This window comes from Limnohabitans sp. 2KL-3, assembly GCF_001269405.1.
Lineage (GTDB): Bacteria > Pseudomonadota > Gammaproteobacteria > Burkholderiales > Burkholderiaceae_C > Limnohabitans_A.
The window spans coordinates 128,342-149,916 of the sequence record NZ_CXON01000002.1 but is presented as its reverse complement, the minus strand read 5'-3'; the positions used below and the strand labels follow the sequence as shown (position 1 = coordinate 149,916).

Genomic DNA, 21,575 nt, shown 5'->3' with positions numbered 1-21,575 from the left:
CCTTTAAACCATCACACACAAGGCGAGCGCCTACAGAAATCGCACTGCCTGCACATTCGAAATTACTGTTTGAACAATGAAAGAGACTGACATGAGCACAAAAATTGGCATCAATGGTTTTGGCCGCATTGGCCGCATGGTGTTCCGCGCGGCGGTGCAAAATTTTGACGACGTCGAGATTGTCGCCATCAATGACCTGCTGGAGCCCGAGTACCTGGCCTACATGCTGCAATACGACAGCGTGCACGGACGTTTTGACGGCGACGTGAGCGTTGAAGGCAACACCCTGGTCGTGAACGGTAAACGCATCCGCCTGACACAAGAACGCGATCCCGCGAATCTGAAGTGGAACGAAGTGGGTGCCGAAGTGGTGATCGAAGCCACAGGCTTGTTCCTCGACAAAGAAGGCGCGGGCAAGCACTTGGCAGCAGGCGCCCAAAAGGTGGTGATTTCGGCCCCATCGAAAGACGACACGCCCATGTTTGTGTTTGGCGTGAACCACGCCAGCTATGCCGGTCAAGCCATCATCAGCAATGCCAGTTGCACCACCAACGCATTGGCCCCTTTGGCCAAGGTGCTCAACGACAAATGGGGCATCCGGCGCGGTCTGATGACCACCGTGCACGCGGCCACCGCCACCCAAAAAACCGTGGACGGCCCGAGCAACAAAGATTGGCGTGGCGGTCGCGGTATTCTGGAAAACATCATCCCCAGCAGCACGGGCGCAGCCAAGGCCGTGGGTGTGGTGATTCCCGAGATCAAGGGCAAGCTCACGGGCGTGTCGGTGCGGGTGCCCACCAGCGATGTGTCGCTGGTCGACTTGACGGTGGAGTTGGCTACGCCTGCCACGTATGCCGAAATTTGCGCCGAAATGAAGGCGCAAAGCCAAGGGGCTTTGAAGCGCGTATTGGGTTACACAGAAGCCAAAGTGGTGTCAACTGATTTCCGGGGCGAGGTCTGCACCTCCGTGTTCGACGCCGAAGCGGGCATGGCGCTGGACAGCACCTTTGTGAAGCTGATGGCCTGGTACGACAACGAATGGGGTTACTCCAACAAGTGCCTGGAAATGGCCCGCGTGGTGTCCGGTCAAGCAGGAGGTGCGCGATGAAAGTCTTGCGTTTTTCCGATGTGGTCAAAAGCGGCTTTGCCGAAAACCGCCGCGTGTTCATCCGCGCCGACCTGAACGTGCCACAAGCCGATGACGGCAGCATCACAGAAGACACCCGCATCCGCGCCAGCGTGCCCTGCATCCAGATGGCGCTGGACGCCGGAGCAGCCGTGATGGTGACATCGCACTTGGGGCGTCCGACCGAGGGTGAGTTCAAGCCCGAAGACTCTCTGGCCCCGGTGGCCAAGCGCCTGGCCGAGTTGCTCGGCCGTGATGTGCCGCTGCTTGCCAACTGGGTCGGTGGTGTAGATGTGCAGCCCGGCCAGGTCGTGTTGCTCGAAAACTGCCGCGTCAACCAAGGCGAGAAAAAAAACAACGAAGCGCTGGCCCGCCAAATGGCCCAGCTGTGCGACATCTACGTGAACGACGCCTTTGGTACTGCGCACCGCGCCGAAGGTACGACCTATGGCATCGCCCAGTTTGCGCCGATTGCTTGTGCAGGCCCCTTGTTGGCTGCCGAGATCGATGCCATCACGCAGGCCCTGGCCGCGCCGAAGCGCCCGCTCGCCGCCATCGTGGCGGGCAGCAAAGTCAGCACCAAACTGACCATCTTGAAGAGCCTGTCGCAAAACGTGGACCAGCTCATCGTGGGCGGTGGCATTGCCAACACCTTCATGCTGGCGGCGGGTCTGAAGATCGGCAAGAGCTTGGCCGAAGCCGACTTGGTGGGTGAGGCCAAAGCGGTCATTGAGGCCATGAAAGCCCGTGGCGCTGAAGTGCCGATCCCGACCGATGTGGTGACTGCCAAGACCTTCGCTGCTGACGCGGTAGCCACCGTTAAAAAAGCCACTGAGGTGGCCGACGACGACATGATTTTGGACATTGGCCCCGAGACGGCGGCGAAACTGGCCGCGCAACTCAAGCAAGCAGGCACCATCGTGTGGAACGGCCCAGTGGGCGTGTTCGAGTTTGCGGCCTTCGAAAATGGCACCAAGGTCATCGCCCAGGCGATTGCCGAGTCCAGCGCCTTCAGCATCGCAGGTGGTGGTGACACGCTGGCCGCGATTGCCAAGTACGGCATCGAAAAGCAAGTGGGCTACATCTCGACGGGCGGGGGCGCTTTCCTGGAAATTCTGGAAGGCAAGACCTTGCCCGCCATCGAAATTCTGAGCCGACGCGCAGCGGCGGACTGACCTCTTTTTCATTTTTTACTTTTCAAGGAGCCCCCTCATGGCATTGGTTTCATTGCGCCAGGTCCTCGACCACGCGGCCGAATTCGGCTATGGCATTCCCGCTTTCAACGTCAACAACCTCGAACAAGTGCAGGCCATCATGGAGGCGGCGCAAGCCACCGGCAGCCCGGTCATCTTGCAAGCTTCGGCCGGGGCCCGCAAATACGCGGGTGAGGCGTATTTGCGCCACCTGGTGCTGGCCGCCATCGAGACGCACCCCGACATTCCGGTGGTTTTGCACCAAGACCACGGGGCCACGCCCGCGCAGTGCCAGCAGTCCATCCGTTCGGGCTTTTCGAGCGTGATGATGGACGGCTCGCTCATGGCCGATGCCAAGACGCCCGCCAGCTACGAGTACAACGTGGACGTGACGCAAAAGGTCTGCGAGATGGCCCATGCCGTGGGCGTGTCGGTTGAGGGTGAATTGGGATGCCTGGGCTCGCTGGAAACCGGCGAAGCTGGCGAGGAAGACGGTGTGGGTGCTGAGGGCAAACTCAGCCATGACCAGATGCTGACCGACCCCGTGCAGGCCAAGGATTTTGTGGCCCAAACCGGTGTGGACGCCCTGGCCATTGCCATTGGCACGAGCCACGGTGCCTACAAGTTCACGCGTCCGCCCACAGGCGACATCCTGGCCATGGACCGCATTGCTGCTATCCATGCCGCCATTCCCAACACGCACCTGGTGATGCACGGCAGCTCCAGTGTGCCGCAAGAGTGGTTGCAGATCATTCGCCAATACGGTGGCGACATCAAGGAAACCTATGGTGTGCCGGTTGAAGAGATCGTGCGCGGCATCCAAAGTGGTGTGCGCAAGGTCAACATCGACACCGACATCCGCTTGGCCATGACCGGTGCCATGCGCCAGTTGTTTGCCCAGCAGCCTTCGGAGTTCGATCCACGCAAAGCCTTGGCGGCGGCCAAAAAGGCGGCAGCGGGCATTGTGAAGGCCCGTTTTGAAGCCTTTGGTTGCGCCGGACAAGCCCACAAAATTCGTCCCGTGAGTCTGGATGTCATGGCCACGCGTTACCGTAATTGAGGTAGATCAAGACTAATTAAGTGATTTCTTATATAGTTGAGGGTTGTGGTTAAGGGTGTGTTTGGTACACACGCCCTGATTTGGGGGCTTCTTCACAGGAGCCCCCCTTTTTTGAACACTTCTACTTCCCCCTGAACAGGAGATCATTCATGCGCACTCGTGAGCTGGCTGAGCATCTGCCCGGCAACACAAGCCTGTCCACCCGCACACAAGGTGGCTGGTGATGCGGATGAGCAAAGACAGCCAGTTGGCGGTGACCGTGTTGATGGAAGTCGGTCTGCATGAGCACGAGGGCCCCGTATCTTTGGCGGCCATCCAGTCACGACACGACATATCGACCACGCGGCTGGAGCAAGTGTTCAGCAAGTTGCGCCGATCTCATTTGGTGGACAGTACACGAGGCCCAGGCGGTGGCTATTGCCTGGCCATGGCTTCAGAAAAAATCAGTGTGGCTGACATTGTTTTGGCCATGGAGCCGGCAGAGGCGGGCTTGAGCGCGACACCAAATTTTTTGGTGAGTGACCGTTTGTGGCAACAATTGAACCAAAAAATACACCAAGAACTGCAAGGCATCAGCCTGCGCCAGTTGCTGGGTGCGCAAAGGCTGGAAGACGCTCAACGTCAAACGCGCAACGCTCAACCCGGCTTGCGTGCCGTCAGGCCCAACAAGCCAGACATGCCTTGGTGGCCCGTGCCTTCGGCAATCTCCGCCTCGTAGGTGCGCAGGTCCAGGATGTCCAGCTCGCCGAAGGCGTCCAGCATCAGGGCTTCGTCGTAGAGGTGCGCCAGTTTGCCGGGGCCGCCCGTGTTGAAGTCCAGTTGACGCGGCGTGTAGCCCTGGATGATCAAGGTGCCACCGGGTTTGAGGCTGTCCAGCATGCGTGCAAACAGGGGGCCGCGCTCTTCGGGCGTGGCGAACTGGAAAAAGATGCCCACCACGTTGTCGTAATGCGCAGGCCGCCAATCGAATGACTGCCAGTCGCTGCAGACGCAACGGATCTGCACTTGTCGGCTTTGGGCCAGGGTCTGGGCTTTGCGGATGGCGTTGTCCGAAAAATCAAAGGCATCGACTTGCAGGCCTTGCTGGGCCAGCCAGACGCCGTTGCGGCCCTCGCCATCGGCCACGGCCAGCGCATTGCCGGGCGACAGGTGCGCCGCTTGTGATTGCAAATAGGCGTTGGGTGCTTCGCCAAACACATAGTGCTCAGCGGCAAAGCGTTCGTTCCAGGTCTGTTGGGGGTTTTGAAAATGGCTCATCGGTGTGTCCTGAAAATGAAGAGGCGCAGGGTGCCTGAGAGGGCTTAAGTATATTGGTCACGGCTGATGGATCAGGCCAGCGCAGCCTCTAACCCGCAGGTTGGTCCATGTCGTCGAAGGGTTCGCACAACACCTGGCGGCTTGGTTTTGTTCAGGACGACGCACGCTGATGGCCATGGCATGGGTTGGTGTGTGGGTCTTGTTGATCAGGCGACAGAAGTTTCAAATGCGCCGCGCCAGCACCACAGCAAAGGCAGATCCCGATCCGACCACCGAACACCACAGTTGCAAAAGCCAGTGAGTGCGTGGGCCTGCCAGGGCAGCGGCTTCGTCGCGGTGGTGTTGTTCGTCGGCTTGGCAGCGCAGCAGCAAAGGCAGCAGGCCTTCGGGGCCGCCGTGCACCTGCAGGTGGTCTATTTGCTGTTGGTAATGCACGTCCACAAAGGTCTCGACCGCGGCGATGGTGCCGTAGACGGCGCGGCGGCCAAACAGCGCAGGCAGCGCCCCGGTCAGCCAACCCGCCATGCGCCAGGGCAGCAGCAAGCGGCTGGGGGAGTAAGCGGGCAACCAGGCTTCGAGCAGTCGCAAATGTTCGGCCTCGGTGTCGCCGTGTTCTTTGGCAAAGGCCAGCAATTGAGCGTCTTGCCGCCAGCGGGCCACGGCCGTGATGCCTTTGTAAATGTAGACCGCGCCGGTCTCGCCTGCATGGTCTGAGCGCAGTTCGCGCACCATGTGCCTCGACAGCTTGTTTGAAGGATGTTCAGGAGGTGCAGGGTTTTTCACGGCAGGGATGGCATGGCGGTCGAGTTTCGACCCGGAGGTGCATCCTATCGGTCAAACCTTGTCCCTGAGCTGCCGGGGTGCATCGGTGTTCTTGCAGGTCCTTGCAGGCAACTTGGTTTTTTTCCATTGCATGCGCTCCCGGGGGGAGTGTCTGAATCATGGTTAAATATAAGCAAAAGCTGATACACAAAGGAGTGATGCCATGTCTGTTGTTTTTGCCCGATGCTTGGGTGCCTTGGTGATGGCGCTGAGTTTGCAAGCCTGCAGCCCTGAAGTGGCACTGCCCAACGTGACCTTGGAGCAAGCCCGCGCCGAGCACGAGGCGGGCAAAGTGGTGATGATTGACATCCGCGAGTCCCAAGAGCACGCCACGGGCGTGGCGCAGGGCGTGGTTTTGCTGCCCATGAGCCAGGTGGCGCAGCGCGTGGCCGAGATCCCCAAGCAAGCCGATCAACCGGTTTTGTTGATCTGCAACACCCAAAACCGCTCACGCGCCGTGACCGAGGCACTGCAAGAGCAGGGCTTCACCAACATCCGTTATGTCAACGGCGGCATGAGCGAGTGGGCCAAACGCGGCTGGCCCATGGTCAAGCCACAAGATTTGGTAGGACCGTCCAAGCCTTGATGTAGGGCAAATTGGGGTTTGATTGACGGGCATAAACTGAAGCCAACAGCAGGTTGTGTTGTGCGTTCCAACGCACTGGGCCTGTGTTCAGTTGTTCAACCCCATAGAAAAGCCAAGTCCCATGAGCTCGACTGATCACCCCGGCTTGATGCAAGACACCCATGGGTGCCGCTTGATCACACCAAAGCCATGAGCGAAAAACTGATCTCTGTCACGCTGACCCAGCAGCACGATTACCGTTTTGACATCCGTTTTGACGACAACATGCCCGTGCTGACCAGCGACGAGCCCGCGCCCTTGGGCACGGGTTTGGGGCCGTCGCCCGTGCAGTTGCTGTGTGCGGCGGTGGGCAATTGCCTGAGCGATTCGTTGCTGTTTGCCTTGCGCAAATTCAAGCAAGCGCCCGAGCCTTTGCGCTGCGAGGTGCAGGCCCAAGTGGGCCGCAACGCAGACGGTCGCATGCGCGTGCTGGAGATGGTGGCCACTTTGCACTTGGGGGTGAGCGCCGCCAAACTTGAGCAGCTCGAACGTGTATTGGGCCAGTTTGAAGGCTTTTGCACCGTCACCCAAAGCGTGGGGCAGGGCATCCCGATCCAAGTGCGTGTGCTCGACGCCGATGGGGTGGTGCTCAAGTCCTGAGTAGCCTCAAAACAGGCTGAGCTTGGAACTCAGGCGAACTTGGTCAGCATTTCTGCGACGTGCTCGGGCGACTGGTCCCCTTGTTCGATCATGCAGCCGACCATGGAGAAAAAGGATTTGTCCAGCGCCTTGCGGGCAGCGGCCATTTGCTGGGCGATTTTTTCGCAATCGGCATCGGCTTCGATCAGTTTTTGCAAACCGCGCAGCTGACCTTCAATGCGGGCCAGGCGGGCACACAGGTTTTTCTTCTTCTCGGCGTTCACGATGCGGCTCATGCAGGTCTCCTGAGGGGCCCCTGGACGAAGGGTGGGGCCATTGGAGCGCCATGATAGCCATTTGCGATGGGGCTTGAAGTTGACGCAATTGATCGGGTGCCACTGGAGAAGGGGCAAGTGATCAAAACTCGATCGGCCGTGAATTTCAACCCGGCGTGAACAAGGCCCGGTCGCTGGAGGTTTGTTCGTATTGCCGCGCGATGTTGGCGCAGACCAGATCGCACAGGGCGTAGATGGAGGGATCGCTCACTTTGTAAAAGACGCTGGCACCCCGGCTTTCGCGGGCGACGATGCCGTGTTGCGCCAAGTAAGACAGGTGGCGAGACACGTTGGCCGACGAATAACCCGACAGTTGGGCCAATTCACCCACGTTGTGCTCGGCGTCGCGCAGCAGATTCAGGATTTTCAGGCGTGTGGGCTCCGACAACGCCTGGAAATAAGCGGCTATCTGTTCGAGGGCTTTGGCTGGCAAATCTTTCATGAGCGCTCCATTACACAACAAATTCAAACAATCCAAGACAGTGTTTGACGTGGTGCTGTGATTGATTGTATCATTGCGCATATACGCAAACAACCAAATGTGCAAAACCAACGGTTTGACGGAGAAGCTTTGATGAACAGACGATTGATATTGGCCTCGGCCATGGCACTGGCTGGTTTGACCAGCACCCCGATTTGGGCCAATGCCGATGCGGCAGCGGTCAAAAGTGTGGCCGCCCAAGCCAGTTCGGCAGGTGCTCAAGAAGTCAGCCTGGATGCCGTGGTCGAGGCGGTGCGCCAGGCCACTTTGTCGGCTCAGGTCCCTGGGGCCATTGTCAGTTTGAACGTGAAACCCGGTGACCGGGTGCGTGCCGGCCAAGAGTTGCTGCGCATCGATGCCAGCGCTGCCCAGCAAAATGTGGCCGGCAGCAGCGCCCAGCTCGAAGCCGCGCAGGCCAATTTGCGCGTGGCCAGCAAAGAGCTGGAGCGCCAAAAGCAACTCTTCCAGAAGCAATACATCAGCCAGGGCGCACTTGAACGCGCCCAAGCCCAGTACGAAGCCGCTCAGGCCCAGGTGCAGGCCCAGCAAGCCCAAACCCGCGCAGCCCAAACCCAAACCGGTTTCTTCAGTGTGCGTGCCCCTTTTAACGGCGTGGTGTCCGATGTGCCCGTCACCTTGGGCGACATGGCCATGCCGGGCCGCCCCTTGGTGACTTTGCATGACCCCTCGGCTTTGCGCGTGAGTGCAGCCGTGCCGCAGTCGATGATTGAAGGCGTGCGTCAGCAAGTCAAAGCGGTGCGCTACGAGATCGCGGGCCATGCCAGCGTGCCAGCGGCCAGCGTACAACTGCTGCCCGCTGTGGATCCGGTGACGCACACCGCGCAGTTGCGCGTGGCTTTGCCTGCGGGCGTTGAGGGCTTGGTGCCCGGCATGTTCGCCCGGGTTTGGGTGCCTGGCAGCTCAGCCAACGCTGCGGCCCAAAACGGGACCAAGGATGCAGCCCAAGCGGGCCGCGTCTTCTTGCCGCTCACAGCCATCGTGCGCCGCGCCGAAATGACCGGTGTTTACGTGATGGATGCAAAAGGCCAGCCGCGTTTGCGCCAAGTGCGCTTGGGGCGCACCACGGGTCAGACCGTCGAGGTGTTGTCGGGTGTGAGCGCGGGTGAGCAGGTGGTGACCGAGCCCGCCAGCCTTGGCAAGAAACTCTGAAAGCAAACCCCATGAGCGAGCAAAAAATGGGCATTTCGGGCCGCATTGCGGCGATGTTTCAGAGCGCACAAATCACGCCTTTGCTGGCGCTGGTGGCGTTTTTGCTGGGCGTGTTTGCCGTGATGGTGACGCCCCGCGAAGAAGAGCCACAAATCAACGTGACCATGGCCAACGTGATCGCGCCTTTCCCGGGCGCGTCGGTGCGCGATGTGGAGCAAATGGTGGCGATCCCGGCCGAGCAGGTGCTCTCCAAGATCGCGGGTGTCGAGCATGTGTATTCGGTCTCTCGCCCCGGCGTGGCCATCTTGACCGTGCAGTTCAAGGTGGGCGTGCCGCGCACCGAGGCGCTGGTCAAGTTGCACGACACGATCCGCGAAAACGCCGACTGGTTGCCCCGCAACCTGGGGCTGCCTGAGCCTTTGATCAAACCCAAGGGCATCGACGATGTGCCCATCGTGTCCCTGACCTTGCACGGCAAAACCGCAGACGTGAGCGCCTTTGATCTGGAGCGCGTGGCGCACAGCATCGAGGCCGACATCAAGCGCGTGCCCGGCACGCGCGATGTGGTCACCATTGGCGGCCCGCGCCGCGCGGTGCTGGTCCAGATCGACCCGCAGCGCATGAACGGTTCGGGCGTCACGGTGCACGACTTGCGCATGGCCTTGCAATCGGCCAACCTCGGCTTGCCCGTGGGTGAGTTGTTGGGGGCCAACCAGAGCGTGGCCGTCGAAGCCGGTCCACACCTCGCGCAAGCCAGCGACGTGGCCGATCTGGTCGTGCAAGTGGTGCAGGGCAAGCCTGTCTTTTTGAAAGACGTGGCCAGCGTGAAAGACGGCCCCATGCCGGCTGAGCGTTATGTCTGGCACGGCAACAACGACAAAAATGGCGGCGAAGAGTTTGCCGCCGTGACGCTGTCGATCACCAAAAAATCAGGCGAAAACGCCATCGATGTGGCCAATGGCGTCAAGAGCCGCGTCGAGAAGCTGCAGGGCACGGTGATCCCTGACAACGTGCAGGTGGTGGAGACCCGCAACTACGGTGAAACCGCCAACGACAAGGCGCAAAAACTGATTCAGAAGTTGCTGTTTGCCACCGCTTCGGTGGTGGCGCTGGTGTTCATGGCGCTGGGTCGCCGCGAAGCTGCCATCGTCGGCGTGGCGGTCATCTTGACGTTGACCGCGACCTTGTTCGCATCTTGGGCTTGGGGTTTCACGCTCAACCGCGTGTCGCTGTTTGCCCTGATCTTCTCGATCGGCATTTTGGTGGACGACGCGATTGTGGTGGTGGAGAACATCCACCGTCACCAGCAGCTCTACCCAGGCAAGAGCATCCGCGAGATCATCCCCGGTGCGGTGGACGAAGTCGGAGGCCCCACCATCTTGGCCACCTTCACTGTGATCGCGGCCTTGTTGCCCATGGCTTTTGTGAGCGGCCTGATGGGCCCCTACATGAGCCCGATCCCGATCAATGCCAGCTTGGGCATGTTGCTGTCGCTGGCCATTGCCTTTGTCATCACGCCTTGGTTGTCGGGCATGTGGATGAAGCCGTCTGGCCATACGCACGACGAGAATGCAACGGGTGGGGGGCACACCGGTCTGAGTGCCAAGCTCGAACCTCTGTTTGAAAAAATCTTCAAGCCTTTGCTCGACACCCAATCGGGTGGGCGCAACCGCAAACTGTTGGGTCTGGGCATTGCGGGTTTGATTGCCTTGTCTTTGGTGCTGCCGGTCACCGGACTGGTCATGCTCAAGATGCTGCCCTTTGACGACAAGTCGGAATTCCAGGTCGTGGTGGACATGCCTGCGGGCACACCGCTTGAGAAAACCGCTGCCGTGATGCGCGAGCTGGGCGGCCACCTGGCCACCGTGCCTGAGGTCACGCATTACCAAGCCTATGTGGGGACCGCCTCGCCGATCAACTTCAACGGTCTGGTGCGCCAGTACTACCTGCGTGCAGGCGCTGAGCTGGGCGATATCCAGGTGAATCTGGTGCGCAAGTCCGAGCGCAGCGACAAGAGTCATGTGATTGCCACGCGTGTGCGTCCGGCCTTGCAAGAGATTGGCCGCAAGCACGGTGCCAATGTCAAGGTGGTTGAAGTGCCACCGGGCCCGCCCGTGATGTCGCCCATCGTGGCCGAAATTTATGGGCCTGACGCCGAAGGTCGCCGCCAAGTCGCCCAGTCGGTGCGCGCCGTGTTTGAAAAGACCGAAGGTGTGGTGGACATCGACGACAGCTCGATTGCCGATGCACCGCGCAAACTGCTGCTGGTGGACCGCCGCAAAGCAGCCGTGTTGGGTGTGTCACAACAAGCCATCGTGACCACCTTGCGTGCCGGTTTGGCGGGCGAGTCGGTGACCTATTTGCACGACGGCAGCAAGTACCCGGTGCCCGCCTTGATTCAGCTGCCCGAGCAGCTGCATGGCGATCTGGACGCCTTGCTGCAGTTGGGCGTGAAAAGCGCCACAGGCAAGGTGGTGGCCATGCGTGAACTGGTCACTGTGAGCGACACCCTGCGTGAGCAGCCCGTCATCCACAAAGACATGCTGCCCGTGAACTTTGTCAACGCCGACATGGCCGGTAAAGTGGACAGCCCCTTGTATGGTTTGTTCAAGATGCGCGGTGACGTGGCCCAGATCATTGGCCCGGACGGTGAGCGGATTGAAGAGTACTTCATCAGCCAGCCCGACGACGCCTGGCGCGGCTACAGCATCAAGTGGGATGGCGAGTCGCAAATCACCTACGAGACCTTCCGCGATATGGGCGCAGCCTACGGTGTGGGCCTGATCCTGATCTATTTGCTGGTGGTGGCGCAGTTTGGCTCTTACCTCACGCCGCTGATCATCATGGCGCCCATTCCGCTGACCATCATTGGCGTGATGCCAGGCCACGCCTTGCTGAATGCCCAATACACCGCCACCAGCATGATCGGCATGATCGCGTTGGCCGGCATCATCGTGCGCAACTCGATCTTGTTGGTGGACTTCATCAACCTGCAGGTGCAAAGCGGCATGGAATTCAAGCGGGCCATTGTCCAGTCGGCCATCACCCGTGCCCAGCCCATCATGCTCACGGGCCTGGCGGCCATGATCGGGGCCTTCTTCATTGTGGATGACCCGATCTTCAACGGCCTGGCCATTTCGCTGATCTTTGGCATCTTTGTGTCCACGGTGCTGACGCTGGTCGTCATCCCGACTTTGTATTACGTGGCGTACCGCAAAAAGTACGGCGCTTGACTTGTTTCTTTCTTTCATCAACTGGAGTAAATCATCATGAAATCTTGGCAAATCGTTCGTTTGGTCGCAGGCTTTTTTGTCTTGTTGTCTTTGGCTTTGGGCGTGCAGGCCAGCCCCGTTTTTGTGAATGAGTGGTGGTTGGCTTTCACAGCTTTTGTGGGCGTTAACCTGCTGCAAAGCGCCCTGACCCAGTGGTGCTTGATGGAGACCATCTTGCGCAAATTCGGCGTCGAGTGCGGCTGCTGATCTGACCGTCATGCCCGCCATGCGTTCGCCCTTGTTCAAACCCCGGCCCCTGAGCGGCTGGGTGCTGGCGGCCCTGCTGGCCGCTCCATCCGCGCAAGCCCTGGATCTGCTGCAAACTTGGGAACAAGCGCGCCAGCACGACCCCCAAATGCAGGTGGTCGCCGCCACACGCTCATCGGTTCAAGCCTTTGAAGATCAGGCCAAAGCCCTGTGGCGACCTGTGCTGATGGGCAGCGCCACGGTGGGTGGCATGTCGGCGGATTCCAGCACGCAGGGTGCGCAGTTTTCGATGGGTGGATCACCCATGTCGGGGAACTTTGCCACCTCTGCCAACGCCGCCACTTCCACCCGTTGGTCATTGCAGGCCAAGCAGCCGCTGTACAGCCCCGAGCGCCAGGCCCAACAAGCCCAATTGCACACTGCAGCGGGCGTGGCTGAGTTGCGTGCCGATCTGGCCCAGCAACAGTTCATGCTGCTCACGGTGCAACGGTATTTCAATCTGCTGCTGGCCGAGCGTCAGCAGCAGGTGTTGAAAAGCCAACATGCGGCTGTGCGCCGATCGCTGACCGAAGTGCAAGACCGTTTTGCCTTGGGTGACTTGCCGGTCACCGACACGCACGAGGCCACGGCCCGTGCCGCCGGTTTGCAAGCGCAACTGTTGGCCGCAGACAACGAAGTGCACATGGCCCGCAGCGTGCTGGCCGACTCCACGCGCTTGAGTGCAGATGCTTTGAAGCTGCAAGCGCCCAAAACCGAGACGCCAGCGTCTGCTGTGCCTTCTTTGGAGCAGGTGCTGGCCCAAGTGCAACAAGCCAACACAGGCGTGCTGCTGAAAAAAGCCCAACACGATGTGGCGCGCCAAGAGCTCCAAAAGCACGCGCGCAGTGGCGGCGTCACGCTGGACTTGGTCGCTTCTGTCGGACGCGACCGTTTGAGCGGCGAGGGTGACTTTGGCACATCGTCCAACACGCAAAGCCAGCAAATGCTGGGCTTGAGCCTGAATGTGCCTTTGTACACAGGCGGTTGGCGCAGTGCCAAACTGCAAGAGGCGCTGAGTGCGCAGGCCCAAGCGGCGGCTGAAGCTGACATGGCCCTGCAACAAGCGCAGCAACAAGCCCGCTCTGTCTGGCTGGCACTGCAAACAGGCCCGTCCCGTTTGTCGGCCATGCAAGCGGCGTGGAAAGCCAGCACAGCGCGTCTGGACGCGACCCGTTTGGGACGGCAAGTGGGTGACCGCACCACGCTCGAACTGTTGCAAGCTGAAAATGACGCGGCCCAAGCCGAATTGGCTTGGTTGCGTGCACAAACCGACTTGCTCAGCACCCGCATGCAACTCGATGCCTTGACCGGGAGCCTGTCGGTGCAAAGCCTGCAAACCCTGAACGCACAATTGCAGCCTTGATATCCAGTTTTTAACGAAGGAGACACAACATGAAAAATGCCCAAGATCTGGTCATGCAGGCCAAAGCCACTGTCCACGAAGTCAGCTTGGCCGATGCCGAAGAGGCCATTCGCCAAGCCGATGTGCTGATCGACGTGCGGGAAGCGGATGAGTTTGCCGCAGGCCATTTGCCCGGCGCAGTGCTGGTCCCCAGGGGCTTGCTGGAGTTCAAGCTCAGCGGCACGCCCGCCTTGTCTGGGCGCGACTTGAAGGTGGTGCTTTACTGCAAAACCAGTGGCCGCGCTGCATTGGCCGCGCAAACCATGCAAGCCATGGGTTACCTGAATGTCAGCTCCATTGCGGGTGGTTTTGATGCCTGGGCTGCCTCAGGCAAAACGGTGGTCAAGCCCGAACAACCCAACTTTGGCTGAGATGGATGGCCGCTTGGGTGGCAAGGATTTAGGGCTTGTATCTACTGACACTCAGTAAAATCCCCAACGCAAAACCTGTGACGGTGCGCACCAAGACGAGTTGATTTCGGTTAAATTAGCGTCTGGTTATATTTAAATCCCCCATTTGGAGCTCTTATGAAATTGATTTTTGCTGTTGCCGCTGTCGCTGCGCTGGCTTCTTCTCCTGCTTTCGCCAACATGGACATGGCCAAGAAAAATGCTTGCATGGCCTGCCACGCGGTGGACAAGAAATTGGTGGGTCCCTCTTACCAAGACGTTGCCAAGAAATATGGCGGTCAAAAAGACGGTGCTGCCACATTGGCCAAGAGCATCAAGGCCGGTGGTTCAGGCAAGTGGGGCCCAGTGCCCATGCCCGCCCAAGCTGCTTTGAGTGACGCGGATGCTTTGACTTTGGCGACTTGGATCATGGCGGGTGCCAAATAATTCCAGGCCTCCAGAGGCTTGTTCAAAAATTGGATTGTTTTAGAAGCTCGATTGGTACTCGTGGCTTTTGTTTGCCGCTCAGGGGTTCGCCCTTGAGCGGCTTTTTTAATGGGTAATTCCTATGAAATTGCACACAAAGATGCTTGGTTTGATGGTGGGTACATGGTTTTACCTTGGAGCACAGGCTCAGCCTGCAATCTTCAAGGATGCCGATTACAAATTGGGCGAAAAATTGATCGCCGAAAGCAAATGCGTCGCTTGCCATGTGACCAAGGTGGGCGGTAACGGCAGCGCCATTTACAAACCACAAGGTCGCATCAACAACGCTTCTTTGCTGCGCGGCATGGTGGAGCAGTGCAATACTGAACTGAACTTGGGCATGTTTCCGGAGGATGTGTCATCAGTGGCTGCCGTGCTCAACCGCGACCACTACAAGTTCAAATGATTGTTTGGACGCTGCAGATCAGCCAAGCTTGCACATACCTTACCCCATAGGGTATAGGGTATCTGCCAATACCCAAACTTTCTCCTGTCATGGATGATCAACGTCAATCCGGCAAGACACACTGTCTTCGCTTGGAGTTCATCAATGCATGTCCAAAGGAGAAAACAATGCAGAAATCTTTCACATGGCTGAAATGGGCCGTTTTGGCCAGCTCAATTTGGTTGACCGGTTGCGGCACCATCAGCACTTTGGGCAAACTTGAATCGGGCGCTGGTTCAGAAGCCAGCCGCATGTGGGACCGTTGGGTCGAGGGTGAAGGCGACATTGCTGTAGCCACTACCTGGGAGCGCAAGGTCAAGGCGGGCGTGACTGCCCAAGAGGTGGAGCAAGTCCTCAAACAAGTGGCCACCGAGCGCAACATGCGTGATGTGGGCACGCTGCCCTTGTCCAAAGAACTCGAAGCCCGTTCGGGCAAAAAAGAAAAGCTGTTGACCGTTTACTCGTTCTGCTCGCCTGCCACGGCCCGCCGCATGGTGGATTTCAGCCCACACATGGCCGCTTACCTGCCTTGCCGTGTGTCCATGGTTGAAAAAGAAGACGGCCTGTGGCTTTACACCCTCAACATGGACATGATGGTCAAGATGGGCCGCAAGCTGCCATCGCCCTTGAAAGAAGAAGCCAAAGCCGTTCGCGACACCATCTGGGAAATGATGGAACGCGGCAGCAAGGGTGAGTTTTGACCGGTCATCACGAGGAGACATCCATGAAAAAAATCAACACTTTGCGTGCCACCGTGGTGGCAGCTGTTTTGGCCACAGGCTCTGCAGCTTGGGCGACTGACGGTTATTTTCCGCATGGCTTTGGCATGAAATCCAAAGGCATGGGCGGGGCAGCCGTGGCCGTCACCGACAACGCGTTTTCGGGCATCAACAACCCGGCCGCTTCGGTGTGGGCAGGCAACCGTGCCGAGATTGGGGTGGACATTTTTATGCCCAAGCGCAGTGCGGCACGCACAGCTCCCGGCTTTGGCGGCATGCTTGAAGGCGATGTAAAAAGTGATGGCAGCGCCTTTGCCGTGCCGGAATTTGCCTACAACAAGAAGATCGATGATCGGATGAGTTGGGGGCTCACAGTTTATGGCAACGGTGGCATGAACACAGAAATGCCCGGTGCCAACGTGATGTGCATGAATCCGAACACCGGCGACCCATATCAAGGCAACCTCTTGTGTGGTCAGGGCAAATTGGGTGTGGATTTGATGCAACTCATCGTTGCGCCCACTTTCGCGTACAAGCTTGATGCACAACACTCTGTGGGTGTCTCGCCTTTGCTGGTGATGCAACAGTTCAAGGCCACAGGTTTGGATGCGTTCACTGGTTTTTCAATGGCCCCCACCAAAGTGAGTGACACTGGCACTGACCGTTCAACAGGCGTGGGTATGCGTTTGGGCTATCTGGGTCAGTTGTCCGATACCTTGAAATTTGGTGCGACCTATTCGCCCAAAATCAAGATGAGCAAATTCGACAAGTACGCGGGTTTGTTTGCAGGTGAGGGTTCGTTCGACATTCCTGAAAACTACGCCTTGGGCATCAACGTGCAGGTCACCCCCGCCGTGTCAGTGGCAGCGGACTACAGCCGCATCAACTACAGCGGTGTTCCGTCCATTGGCAATCCGATGAGCAACCTGATGCTGGGTAACCCGATGGGTTCTGCCAATGGTCCTGGATTTGGCTGGTCTGACGTCAACGTGTTGAAGTTGGGCGTTCAGTGGCAGGCGACATCGACCATGGTTTTGCGTGCGGGTTACAACCAGTCGACCAACCCGGTCAAGGCTGAAAACATCACCTTCAACATCCTGGCACCCGGTGTGATCACCCAGCATGTCACCGTGGGTGGTACTTATGCCTTGTCCAAAGATTCCGAGTTGACATGGGCGTACATGTACGCCCCTAAAAACACGGTGACTGGACCATCGATGTACAACGGCATGATGCCCGGTGCATCTGGCATCACCGAAACCGTCCGCATGTCCCAACAATCGTTGGGTGTGCAGTACGGCTGGAAGTTCTGAGCCTTGAAAAAACCATCAGATCAGGGTTTGTCCGGATCTGATGGTGCTGATTCTGTAATCTTTGATTCAGGATCATTGTTTATCCTATATATTCGCATATCCGAATATAAGAACTTAATGGCAGGTAGTGCATGAGCGATGAAAGCGATCAGGTCTACGACAAGGCAGCAGAACTGTTTGCTGTACTTTCAACACCGATTCGTTTACGCATCATCAGTGAACTGTGTCAGGGTGAGAAAAATGTAGGACAGCTCTTGAGCAACATTGGTGTTGCGCAACCGAACATGTCACAGCATTTGAACATCATGTACAGATCGGGCATTTTGGGAAAGCGCCGTGACGGTGCCCAAATGTTTTATCGGATTGCAGACGAAACTGCAGCGAAGGTTTGCCGTGCAGTGTGCACACAAGTGGCCATCGATACAGCCGTAAATTGACAACTCAAAACGAGGAGTTCGTGTGAAAGAAGACAGCATCAACTCAGGAAGGGTGCAAAAAGCACCTGAAAACTTCCTGACCCAAAGTGGCATCAAGGAGGTTTTTACCGAAGGCAAAAAAGGCCGCCGAGATTTCATCCGCAATGCCTTTGCTGCAGCTGCAGCAGGTGCAGCTGCCCCCATGGCCATGGCCCAGGGCAACCCTGTTCCCGTCGAAGGCGGTGACCCCAATATTCTGACTTTGCCTGAGCACGCTGTGGGCTTGGGTCAAGGTGTGGCCGTGGAAGGTTATGGCAAGCCCTCCAAGTTCGAAGCGAACTTGCAGCGCCGTCAAAGCCCAGGCCTGACACAAACCACCCAAGCCTCGGTGTCGTTCGCGCCCTTGCAGTCCTTGTTCGGCATTGTCACACCCAGCGGTTTGCATTTCGAGCGTCACCACCAAGGCTGGTGGGACATTGATCCGTCCAAGCACCGCTTCATGATCAACGGCATGGTCAAAAGAAACATGGTCTTCACCATGGACGAGATCATGCGCTTGCCATCCGTCTCGCGTTTCCACTTCATTGAATGTGGTGCCAACAGCGCCACCGAATGGGGCAACGTCGCGGTGCCCACCGTGCAATACACCCATGGCATGTTGTCCTGCAGCGAGTTCACGGGTGTGCCTTTGATCACGTTGTTGGAGCTCGCCGGCGCGGACCTGAAAAACGGCAAGTTTGTGCTGGCCGAAGGCGGTGACGGTTCTTCCATGACCCGCACCATTCCGATGAGCCTGATCACTTCAGGTGAAGTCATCGTGGCCTATGGTCAAAACGGTGAAATGCTGCGCCCCGAAAACGGCTACCCTCTGCGCTTGGTGGTGCCCGGCGTGCAAGGTGTGAGCTGGGTCAAGTACCTGCGCCGCGTTGAAGTGGGTGACAAGCCTTACGCTGCCAAAGACGAAGCGATTCACTACATTGACTTGCAGCCCGGTGGCCTGCACCGTCAATACACCAACTTGCAGGAAGTCAAGAGCGTGGTGACCACACCTTCTGGTGGTCAAGTGCTGTTGGACAAAGGGTTTTACAACATCACCGGACTGGCTTGGTCGGGCAAAGGCAAGATCAAGCGTGTGGACGTGTCCACCGACGGTGGTCGCAACTGGCGACAAGCGCGTTTGGAAACCCCTGTTTTGTCCAAAGCCCTGTCTCGTTTCAACCTCGATTGGGTTTGGGATGGCAAGCCAGCCATTATTCAAAGCCGTGCACAAGATGACACGGGCCATGTGCAACCCACATACCAGCAAGTGCGCGGTGTTCGCAGCACACGTTCTATTTATCACAACAACGCCATCCAGTCGTGGTTGGTGCAGGAAAACGGTGAGGTGAAAAATGTCCAGGTTTCGTAATGCCGTTTTGACGGTTGCGTTGTTGGCAGTGGCCACGGTGGCGGCTGCTCAAAATACACAATACCCAGGTGTGGGTCGAACAGCCACGCCCAAAGAAGTTGCCAAGTGGGACATTGATGTGCGTCCTGACTTCAAGGGCTTGCCTCCAGGGTCGGGCTCGGTCGCCAAAGGCCAAGACGTCTGGGAGGGCAAGTGCGCCCACTGCCACGGCGTGTTTGGTGAGTCGGGTGAAGTGTTCAGTCCTTTGATTGGTGGCACCACGGCCGAAGACATCAAGACAGGGCGCGTGGCCAATTTGAACCGTGCCGACTACCCTGGTCGCACCACCATCATGAAGGTGGCCACGGTTTCAACACTTTGGGATTACATCAACCGTGCCATGCCTTGGACCAACCCCAAGACCTTGACCACGGAAGAGGTGTATTCTGTGACTGCGTTTTTGCTGAACTTGGCCAACATCGTGCCGGACAACTATGTGTTGTCTGACAAGAACATTGCCGAAGTTCAAGCCCGCATGCCCAACCGCAATGGCATGACCACAGCGCATGCGATGTGGCCAGGCAATGAGTTTGGTGGTGTGAAAAAGCCTGACACAGACAACAAAGTGTGCATGAAAGATTGCACACCTGAGCCTAAGGTCGCTTCCTTTTTGCCTGATTTTGCACGCAATGCCCATGGCAATTTGCAAGAGCAAAACCGCATTGTTGGACCGCAGCGCGGAGCAGATACCACCAAACCTGAAGCCAAAGCCGGCATGCCAGTTGCTGCTGCAGCTCCAGTGGTCGCCGCCAAGCCTGAAAACAATGAAGCCAAAGCGGCCATTGCACTCTTGAACAAACACAGTTGCACGGCGTGCCATGGTGTGGACAAGAAAATCGTGGGCCCTGGTTTCAATGAGATTGCCAAAAAGCAAGCGGGTAAAACCGACTATTTGGTCGGCAAAATCAAGGCCGGTGGTGTGGGTGTTTATGGTCAAATCCCCATGCCTGCGCAAGCTTTGCCAGATGCTGATGCCAAGCAAATTGCCGAATGGATTTCCAAGGGGGCCAGCAAGTAATTCGGGCTCAACCCGATGCGCTGCTGAACCTGTTTCTATAGCATCACTCAATCATCAAGGAGATATCAGATGCAAAACCGTCGCGAGACACTCAAGCAAACCGCTGTTGTGGCTGGCCTCTTGGCCACTGCAGGCTTTCCTCAGTTCGCCCAAGCAGCTTTTAATAAAGCCGCTTTTGAGGCCAAATCAGTGCAAGACGCTGCCAAAGCGGCAGGCGCTGCCAGCATGGCAGAGAGCAAAGACGTGACCATCACTGGTCCGGACATCGCTGAAAACGGCGCTGTTGTGCCTTTGGGTGCGAGCACCGCGTTGGCTGGCGTCAAGCACATGTTGATTTTGGTTGAGAAGAACCCAGCGGCTCTGGTCGCCATGTTCCACGCATCCGATGCAGTGGAAACCAACTTCACCACCCGCGCCAAGATGGGCCAGTCCTCCGATGTCTACGCTGTGGCCATCATGAACGACGGCAAGGCCTTGTGGGCCAAAAAAGAAGTCAAAGTCACTTTGGGTGGTTGCGGCGGCTAAGCCACTGTCCACACAACGTTCTTACATTGATTCACTGAAAGATTTAGGAGAAAAACATGGCAGATCCAATGCGCATTCGTGCCCAGGCCTCTGGTGACAAAGCAACCGTTCGTGTGCTCATGAGCCACGAAATGGAGTCCGGTCAGCGCAAAGACGCTTCCGGTAAAACCGTGCCTGCCTGGTTCATCCAGGAAGTCACAGCCAGCCTCAATGGCAAACAAGTGATGGCCGCTGAGTGGGGCCCTGCAGTTTCTAAAAACCCGTTTTTGCAATTTGCCGTCAAAGGCGCCAAAGCGGGCGACAAAATTGCGGTCACTTGGAAAGACAACAAAGGCGATACCCGCACCGACGAAGCCACTGTGTCGTGATCGACCGTTGAGTTGAAAAAGGGTGAAGCTATAACTTCACCCTTTTTGCGTTTGAACAATCCCAAGAGGTGACAATGAAAAAAGTAGCGACTCTTTCGGTGGCAGCGGCCTTGGCCATGTCCGTCTTGCCAGCCCTGGCCCAAAAAACTGCAAGCCAAGGCATCGACGAATACCGTGCCATGCTGCAAGACGGCAACCCTGCCGATCTCTTCGAAGCCAAAGGCGAAGACCTCTGGAAAAAAGCCCGTGGTCCCAAAAATGCATCGCTTGAAAAATGCGATCTGGGTCAAGGACCGGGTGTGGTCAAGGGGGCATTTGTGACCTTGCCACGTTATTTTGCAGACACGCAACGCATGCAAGATTTGGAGTCGCGCTTGGTCACCTGCATGGAAACTTTGCAGGGCTTCAATGCCGCCGACATCAACAAGACCGCATTTGGTCGAGGCGAGATGGCCAATGTGACCGCCTTGGCCACCTGGATCGCTGCCGAATCCAAAGGCTTGAAGTTCAACCTGTCGCAATCACATGCCCAGGAAAAAACGTTTTATGAAGTGGGCAAGCGCCTGTTCTTCCAGCGTGGCGGTCCACATGACTTCTCGTGCGCGTCATGCCACGGTGAAGAAGGCAAGCGCATCCGCTTGCAAGACCTGCCCATCCTGACCAAGAACCCCGGTGATGGCGTGGGCTTTGCTGCCTGGCCTGCGTACCGCGTGTCGAACGGCCAGATGTGGAGCATGCAATTGCGCCTGAACGACTGCTATCGCCAGCAGCGGTTTCCCTATCCAGGTTTTGCCAGCGATGCCACCATCGCTTTGTCGACCTATTTGGGTGTGAACGCCAAGGGTGCTGCATCGGTTGCACCGGCCATCAAACGCTGATCT

At 57.8% G+C, this 21,575-nt stretch carries 25 protein-coding genes; 21 read left to right on the top strand and 4 right to left on the bottom strand.

Annotation, left to right across the window (positions count from 1 at the left end; genetic code table 11):
• Nucleotides 1-91: 91 nt before the first annotated feature.
• The 4 genes from gap (at nucleotide 92) to AMM41_RS03030 (ending at nucleotide 4,097) form a co-directional block, all read left to right on the top strand.
• On the top strand, nucleotides 92-1,108 hold the full coding sequence (gap, locus tag AMM41_RS03045) for a type I glyceraldehyde-3-phosphate dehydrogenase (RefSeq protein WP_089953584.1): 1,017 nt from the start codon (nucleotides 92-94) through the stop codon (nucleotides 1,106-1,108).
• Nucleotides 1,105-2,301 (top strand): phosphoglycerate kinase, encoded by a 1,197-nt coding sequence (locus tag AMM41_RS03040; protein ID WP_089952919.1) that lies wholly within the window; start codon nucleotides 1,105-1,107, stop codon nucleotides 2,299-2,301. Before gap ends, AMM41_RS03040 begins: the two co-directional genes overlap by 4 nt.
• A gap of 37 nt (nucleotides 2,302-2,338) precedes the next feature.
• Nucleotides 2,339-3,379, top strand: coding sequence for a class II fructose-bisphosphate aldolase (gene fba, locus AMM41_RS03035; RefSeq protein ID WP_089952917.1), 1,041 nt, complete (start codon nucleotides 2,339-2,341; stop codon nucleotides 3,377-3,379).
• A 229-nt stretch (nucleotides 3,380-3,608) separates the two neighbouring features.
• Nucleotides 3,609-4,097, top strand: a complete 489-nt coding sequence (locus AMM41_RS03030) for an RrF2 family transcriptional regulator (protein WP_158273191.1) — start codon at nucleotides 3,609-3,611, stop codon at nucleotides 4,095-4,097.
• On the opposite strand, the gene AMM41_RS03025 is transcribed toward AMM41_RS03030, so the two are convergent.
• The gene (locus AMM41_RS03025; protein WP_089952913.1) at nucleotides 4,016-4,636 is read right to left on the bottom strand and encodes a class I SAM-dependent methyltransferase; all 621 of its coding nucleotides are present in this window, start codon (nucleotides 4,634-4,636) and stop codon (nucleotides 4,016-4,018) included. The genes AMM41_RS03030 and AMM41_RS03025 overlap by 82 nt on opposite strands.
• A gap of 222 nt (nucleotides 4,637-4,858) precedes the next feature.
• Entirely contained in the window at nucleotides 4,859-5,368 is a 510-nt protein-coding gene (locus AMM41_RS03020) for a demethoxyubiquinone hydroxylase family protein (RefSeq protein ID WP_089952911.1), read from the bottom strand.
• A 253-nt stretch (nucleotides 5,369-5,621) separates the two neighbouring features.
• Between AMM41_RS03020 and AMM41_RS03015 the strand changes: the two genes are divergently transcribed.
• Together AMM41_RS03015 and AMM41_RS03010 are read left to right on the top strand one after the other, a co-directional pair.
• Nucleotides 5,622-6,044: a rhodanese-like domain-containing protein gene (locus AMM41_RS03015; protein ID WP_194944591.1), complete on the top strand. Its 423-nt coding sequence runs from the start codon at nucleotides 5,622-5,624 to the stop codon at nucleotides 6,042-6,044.
• Nucleotides 6,045-6,233: 189 nt separating this feature from the next.
• On the top strand, nucleotides 6,234-6,683 hold the full coding sequence (locus AMM41_RS03010) for an OsmC family protein (protein ID WP_089953579.1): 450 nt from the start codon (nucleotides 6,234-6,236) through the stop codon (nucleotides 6,681-6,683).
• A gap of 29 nt (nucleotides 6,684-6,712) precedes the next feature.
• Here AMM41_RS03010 and AMM41_RS03005 read toward each other — a convergent pair whose 3' ends face one another.
• Together AMM41_RS03005 and AMM41_RS03000 are read right to left on the bottom strand one after the other, a co-directional pair.
• Nucleotides 6,713-6,958: a metal-sensitive transcriptional regulator gene (locus tag AMM41_RS03005; protein WP_019430145.1), complete on the bottom strand. Its 246-nt coding sequence runs from the start codon at nucleotides 6,956-6,958 to the stop codon at nucleotides 6,713-6,715.
• A gap of 145 nt (nucleotides 6,959-7,103) precedes the next feature.
• Nucleotides 7,104-7,439, bottom strand: coding sequence for an ArsR/SmtB family transcription factor (locus AMM41_RS03000; RefSeq protein ID WP_089952909.1), 336 nt, complete (start codon nucleotides 7,437-7,439; stop codon nucleotides 7,104-7,106).
• A gap of 132 nt (nucleotides 7,440-7,571) precedes the next feature.
• Between AMM41_RS03000 and AMM41_RS02995 the strand changes: the two genes are divergently transcribed.
• The 15 genes from AMM41_RS02995 to soxA all read left to right on the top strand — a co-directional run bounded on the left by AMM41_RS02995 (nucleotide 7,572) and on the right by soxA (nucleotide 21,572).
• The gene (locus tag AMM41_RS02995) at nucleotides 7,572-8,648 is read left to right on the top strand and encodes an efflux RND transporter periplasmic adaptor subunit (RefSeq protein ID WP_089952907.1); all 1,077 of its coding nucleotides are present in this window, start codon (nucleotides 7,572-7,574) and stop codon (nucleotides 8,646-8,648) included.
• Between the two features lie 11 nt (nucleotides 8,649-8,659).
• Nucleotides 8,660-11,881 (top strand): efflux RND transporter permease subunit, encoded by a 3,222-nt coding sequence (locus AMM41_RS02990; RefSeq protein ID WP_089952905.1) that lies wholly within the window; start codon nucleotides 8,660-8,662, stop codon nucleotides 11,879-11,881.
• Nucleotides 11,882-11,917: 36 nt separating this feature from the next.
• Nucleotides 11,918-12,127, top strand: a complete 210-nt coding sequence (locus tag AMM41_RS02985) for a YgaP family membrane protein (protein WP_089952903.1) — start codon at nucleotides 11,918-11,920, stop codon at nucleotides 12,125-12,127.
• Between the two features lie 10 nt (nucleotides 12,128-12,137).
• Nucleotides 12,138-13,529: a TolC family protein gene (locus AMM41_RS02980; protein WP_228769068.1), complete on the top strand. Its 1,392-nt coding sequence runs from the start codon at nucleotides 12,138-12,140 to the stop codon at nucleotides 13,527-13,529.
• 29 nt (nucleotides 13,530-13,558) lie between these two features.
• Nucleotides 13,559-13,939, top strand: coding sequence for a rhodanese-like domain-containing protein (locus AMM41_RS02975; protein ID WP_089952901.1), 381 nt, complete (start codon nucleotides 13,559-13,561; stop codon nucleotides 13,937-13,939).
• Between the two features lie 156 nt (nucleotides 13,940-14,095).
• Complete coding sequence (locus AMM41_RS02970; protein WP_089952898.1) at nucleotides 14,096-14,404, top strand: c-type cytochrome; 309 nt, start codon at nucleotides 14,096-14,098, stop codon at nucleotides 14,402-14,404.
• A gap of 121 nt (nucleotides 14,405-14,525) precedes the next feature.
• Complete coding sequence (locus AMM41_RS02965; RefSeq protein ID WP_089952896.1) at nucleotides 14,526-14,849, top strand: hypothetical protein; 324 nt, start codon at nucleotides 14,526-14,528, stop codon at nucleotides 14,847-14,849.
• 167 nt (nucleotides 14,850-15,016) lie between these two features.
• Nucleotides 15,017-15,589, top strand: coding sequence for a DUF302 domain-containing protein (locus AMM41_RS02960; RefSeq protein ID WP_089952894.1), 573 nt, complete (start codon nucleotides 15,017-15,019; stop codon nucleotides 15,587-15,589).
• Between the two features lie 23 nt (nucleotides 15,590-15,612).
• A complete protein-coding gene (locus tag AMM41_RS02955) occupies nucleotides 15,613-16,920 on the top strand; it encodes an OmpP1/FadL family transporter (RefSeq protein ID WP_089952892.1) in 1,308 nt (435 codons plus the stop codon).
• A 131-nt stretch (nucleotides 16,921-17,051) separates the two neighbouring features.
• Nucleotides 17,052-17,357, top strand: coding sequence for an ArsR/SmtB family transcription factor (locus tag AMM41_RS02950; protein ID WP_089952890.1), 306 nt, complete (start codon nucleotides 17,052-17,054; stop codon nucleotides 17,355-17,357).
• Nucleotides 17,358-17,379: 22 nt separating this feature from the next.
• Nucleotides 17,380-18,744 (top strand): sulfite dehydrogenase, encoded by a 1,365-nt coding sequence (soxC, locus tag AMM41_RS02945; RefSeq protein WP_228769067.1) that lies wholly within the window; start codon nucleotides 17,380-17,382, stop codon nucleotides 18,742-18,744.
• Nucleotides 18,728-19,801 carry a c-type cytochrome gene (locus tag AMM41_RS02940; protein WP_089952887.1) on the top strand — a complete coding sequence of 358 codons (1,074 nt, stop codon included), beginning with the start codon at nucleotides 18,728-18,730 and terminating at the stop codon, nucleotides 19,799-19,801. Before soxC ends, AMM41_RS02940 begins: the two co-directional genes overlap by 17 nt.
• 69 nt (nucleotides 19,802-19,870) lie before the next feature.
• Nucleotides 19,871-20,326: a thiosulfate oxidation carrier protein SoxY gene (gene soxY, locus AMM41_RS02935; protein WP_089952885.1), complete on the top strand. Its 456-nt coding sequence runs from the start codon at nucleotides 19,871-19,873 to the stop codon at nucleotides 20,324-20,326.
• A gap of 56 nt (nucleotides 20,327-20,382) precedes the next feature.
• Nucleotides 20,383-20,694, top strand: a complete 312-nt coding sequence (soxZ, locus tag AMM41_RS02930; protein WP_194944590.1) for a thiosulfate oxidation carrier complex protein SoxZ — start codon at nucleotides 20,383-20,385, stop codon at nucleotides 20,692-20,694.
• A gap of 74 nt (nucleotides 20,695-20,768) precedes the next feature.
• Nucleotides 20,769-21,572: a sulfur oxidation c-type cytochrome SoxA gene (gene soxA / locus AMM41_RS02925; protein WP_089952881.1), complete on the top strand. Its 804-nt coding sequence runs from the start codon at nucleotides 20,769-20,771 to the stop codon at nucleotides 21,570-21,572.
• The last annotated feature ends 3 nt before the right edge of the window (nucleotides 21,573-21,575 follow it).

Excerpts from the sequence above, each read along its gene's own strand:
- fba (WP_089952917.1), top strand. The coding sequence starts at position 2,339 with ATGGCATTGGTTTCATTGCGCCAGGTCCTCGACCACGCGGCCGAATTC.
- AMM41_RS03010 (WP_089953579.1), top strand. The coding sequence starts at position 6,234 with ATGAGCGAAAAACTGATCTCTGTCACGCTGACCCAGCAGCACGATTAC.
- soxA (WP_089952881.1), top strand. The coding sequence starts at position 20,769 with ATGAAAAAAGTAGCGACTCTTTCGGTGGCAGCGGCCTTGGCCATGTCC.
- AMM41_RS03030 (WP_158273191.1), top strand. The coding sequence starts at position 3,609 with ATGAGCAAAGACAGCCAGTTGGCGGTGACCGTGTTGATGGAAGTCGGT.
- AMM41_RS02950 (WP_089952890.1), top strand. The coding sequence starts at position 17,052 with ATGAGCGATGAAAGCGATCAGGTCTACGACAAGGCAGCAGAACTGTTT.
- AMM41_RS03025 (WP_089952913.1), bottom strand. The coding sequence starts at position 4,636 with ATGAGCCATTTTCAAAACCCCCAACAGACCTGGAACGAACGCTTTGCC.
- gap (WP_089953584.1), top strand. The coding sequence starts at position 92 with ATGAGCACAAAAATTGGCATCAATGGTTTTGGCCGCATTGGCCGCATG.
- AMM41_RS03015 (WP_194944591.1), top strand. The coding sequence starts at position 5,622 with ATGTCTGTTGTTTTTGCCCGATGCTTGGGTGCCTTGGTGATGGCGCTG.
- AMM41_RS02995 (WP_089952907.1), top strand. The coding sequence starts at position 7,572 with ATGAACAGACGATTGATATTGGCCTCGGCCATGGCACTGGCTGGTTTG.
- AMM41_RS02970 (WP_089952898.1), top strand. The coding sequence starts at position 14,096 with ATGAAATTGATTTTTGCTGTTGCCGCTGTCGCTGCGCTGGCTTCTTCT.
- AMM41_RS03000 (WP_089952909.1), bottom strand. The coding sequence starts at position 7,439 with ATGAAAGATTTGCCAGCCAAAGCCCTCGAACAGATAGCCGCTTATTTC.
- AMM41_RS02955 (WP_089952892.1), top strand. The coding sequence starts at position 15,613 with ATGAAAAAAATCAACACTTTGCGTGCCACCGTGGTGGCAGCTGTTTTG.
- AMM41_RS02960 (WP_089952894.1), top strand. The coding sequence starts at position 15,017 with ATGCAGAAATCTTTCACATGGCTGAAATGGGCCGTTTTGGCCAGCTCA.
- AMM41_RS02980 (WP_228769068.1), top strand. The coding sequence starts at position 12,138 with ATGCCCGCCATGCGTTCGCCCTTGTTCAAACCCCGGCCCCTGAGCGGC.
- AMM41_RS02965 (WP_089952896.1), top strand. The coding sequence starts at position 14,526 with ATGAAATTGCACACAAAGATGCTTGGTTTGATGGTGGGTACATGGTTT.
- AMM41_RS02985 (WP_089952903.1), top strand. The coding sequence starts at position 11,918 with ATGAAATCTTGGCAAATCGTTCGTTTGGTCGCAGGCTTTTTTGTCTTG.
- AMM41_RS02975 (WP_089952901.1), top strand. The coding sequence starts at position 13,559 with ATGAAAAATGCCCAAGATCTGGTCATGCAGGCCAAAGCCACTGTCCAC.
- soxY (WP_089952885.1), top strand. The coding sequence starts at position 19,871 with ATGCAAAACCGTCGCGAGACACTCAAGCAAACCGCTGTTGTGGCTGGC.
- AMM41_RS03005 (WP_019430145.1), bottom strand. The coding sequence starts at position 6,958 with ATGAGCCGCATCGTGAACGCCGAGAAGAAGAAAAACCTGTGTGCCCGC.
- AMM41_RS02940 (WP_089952887.1), top strand. The coding sequence starts at position 18,728 with ATGTCCAGGTTTCGTAATGCCGTTTTGACGGTTGCGTTGTTGGCAGTG.
- soxZ (WP_194944590.1), top strand. The coding sequence starts at position 20,383 with ATGGCAGATCCAATGCGCATTCGTGCCCAGGCCTCTGGTGACAAAGCA.
- AMM41_RS02990 (WP_089952905.1), top strand. The coding sequence starts at position 8,660 with ATGAGCGAGCAAAAAATGGGCATTTCGGGCCGCATTGCGGCGATGTTT.
- AMM41_RS03040 (WP_089952919.1), top strand. The coding sequence starts at position 1,105 with ATGAAAGTCTTGCGTTTTTCCGATGTGGTCAAAAGCGGCTTTGCCGAA.
- AMM41_RS03020 (WP_089952911.1), bottom strand. The coding sequence starts at position 5,368 with ATGGTGCGCGAACTGCGCTCAGACCATGCAGGCGAGACCGGCGCGGTC.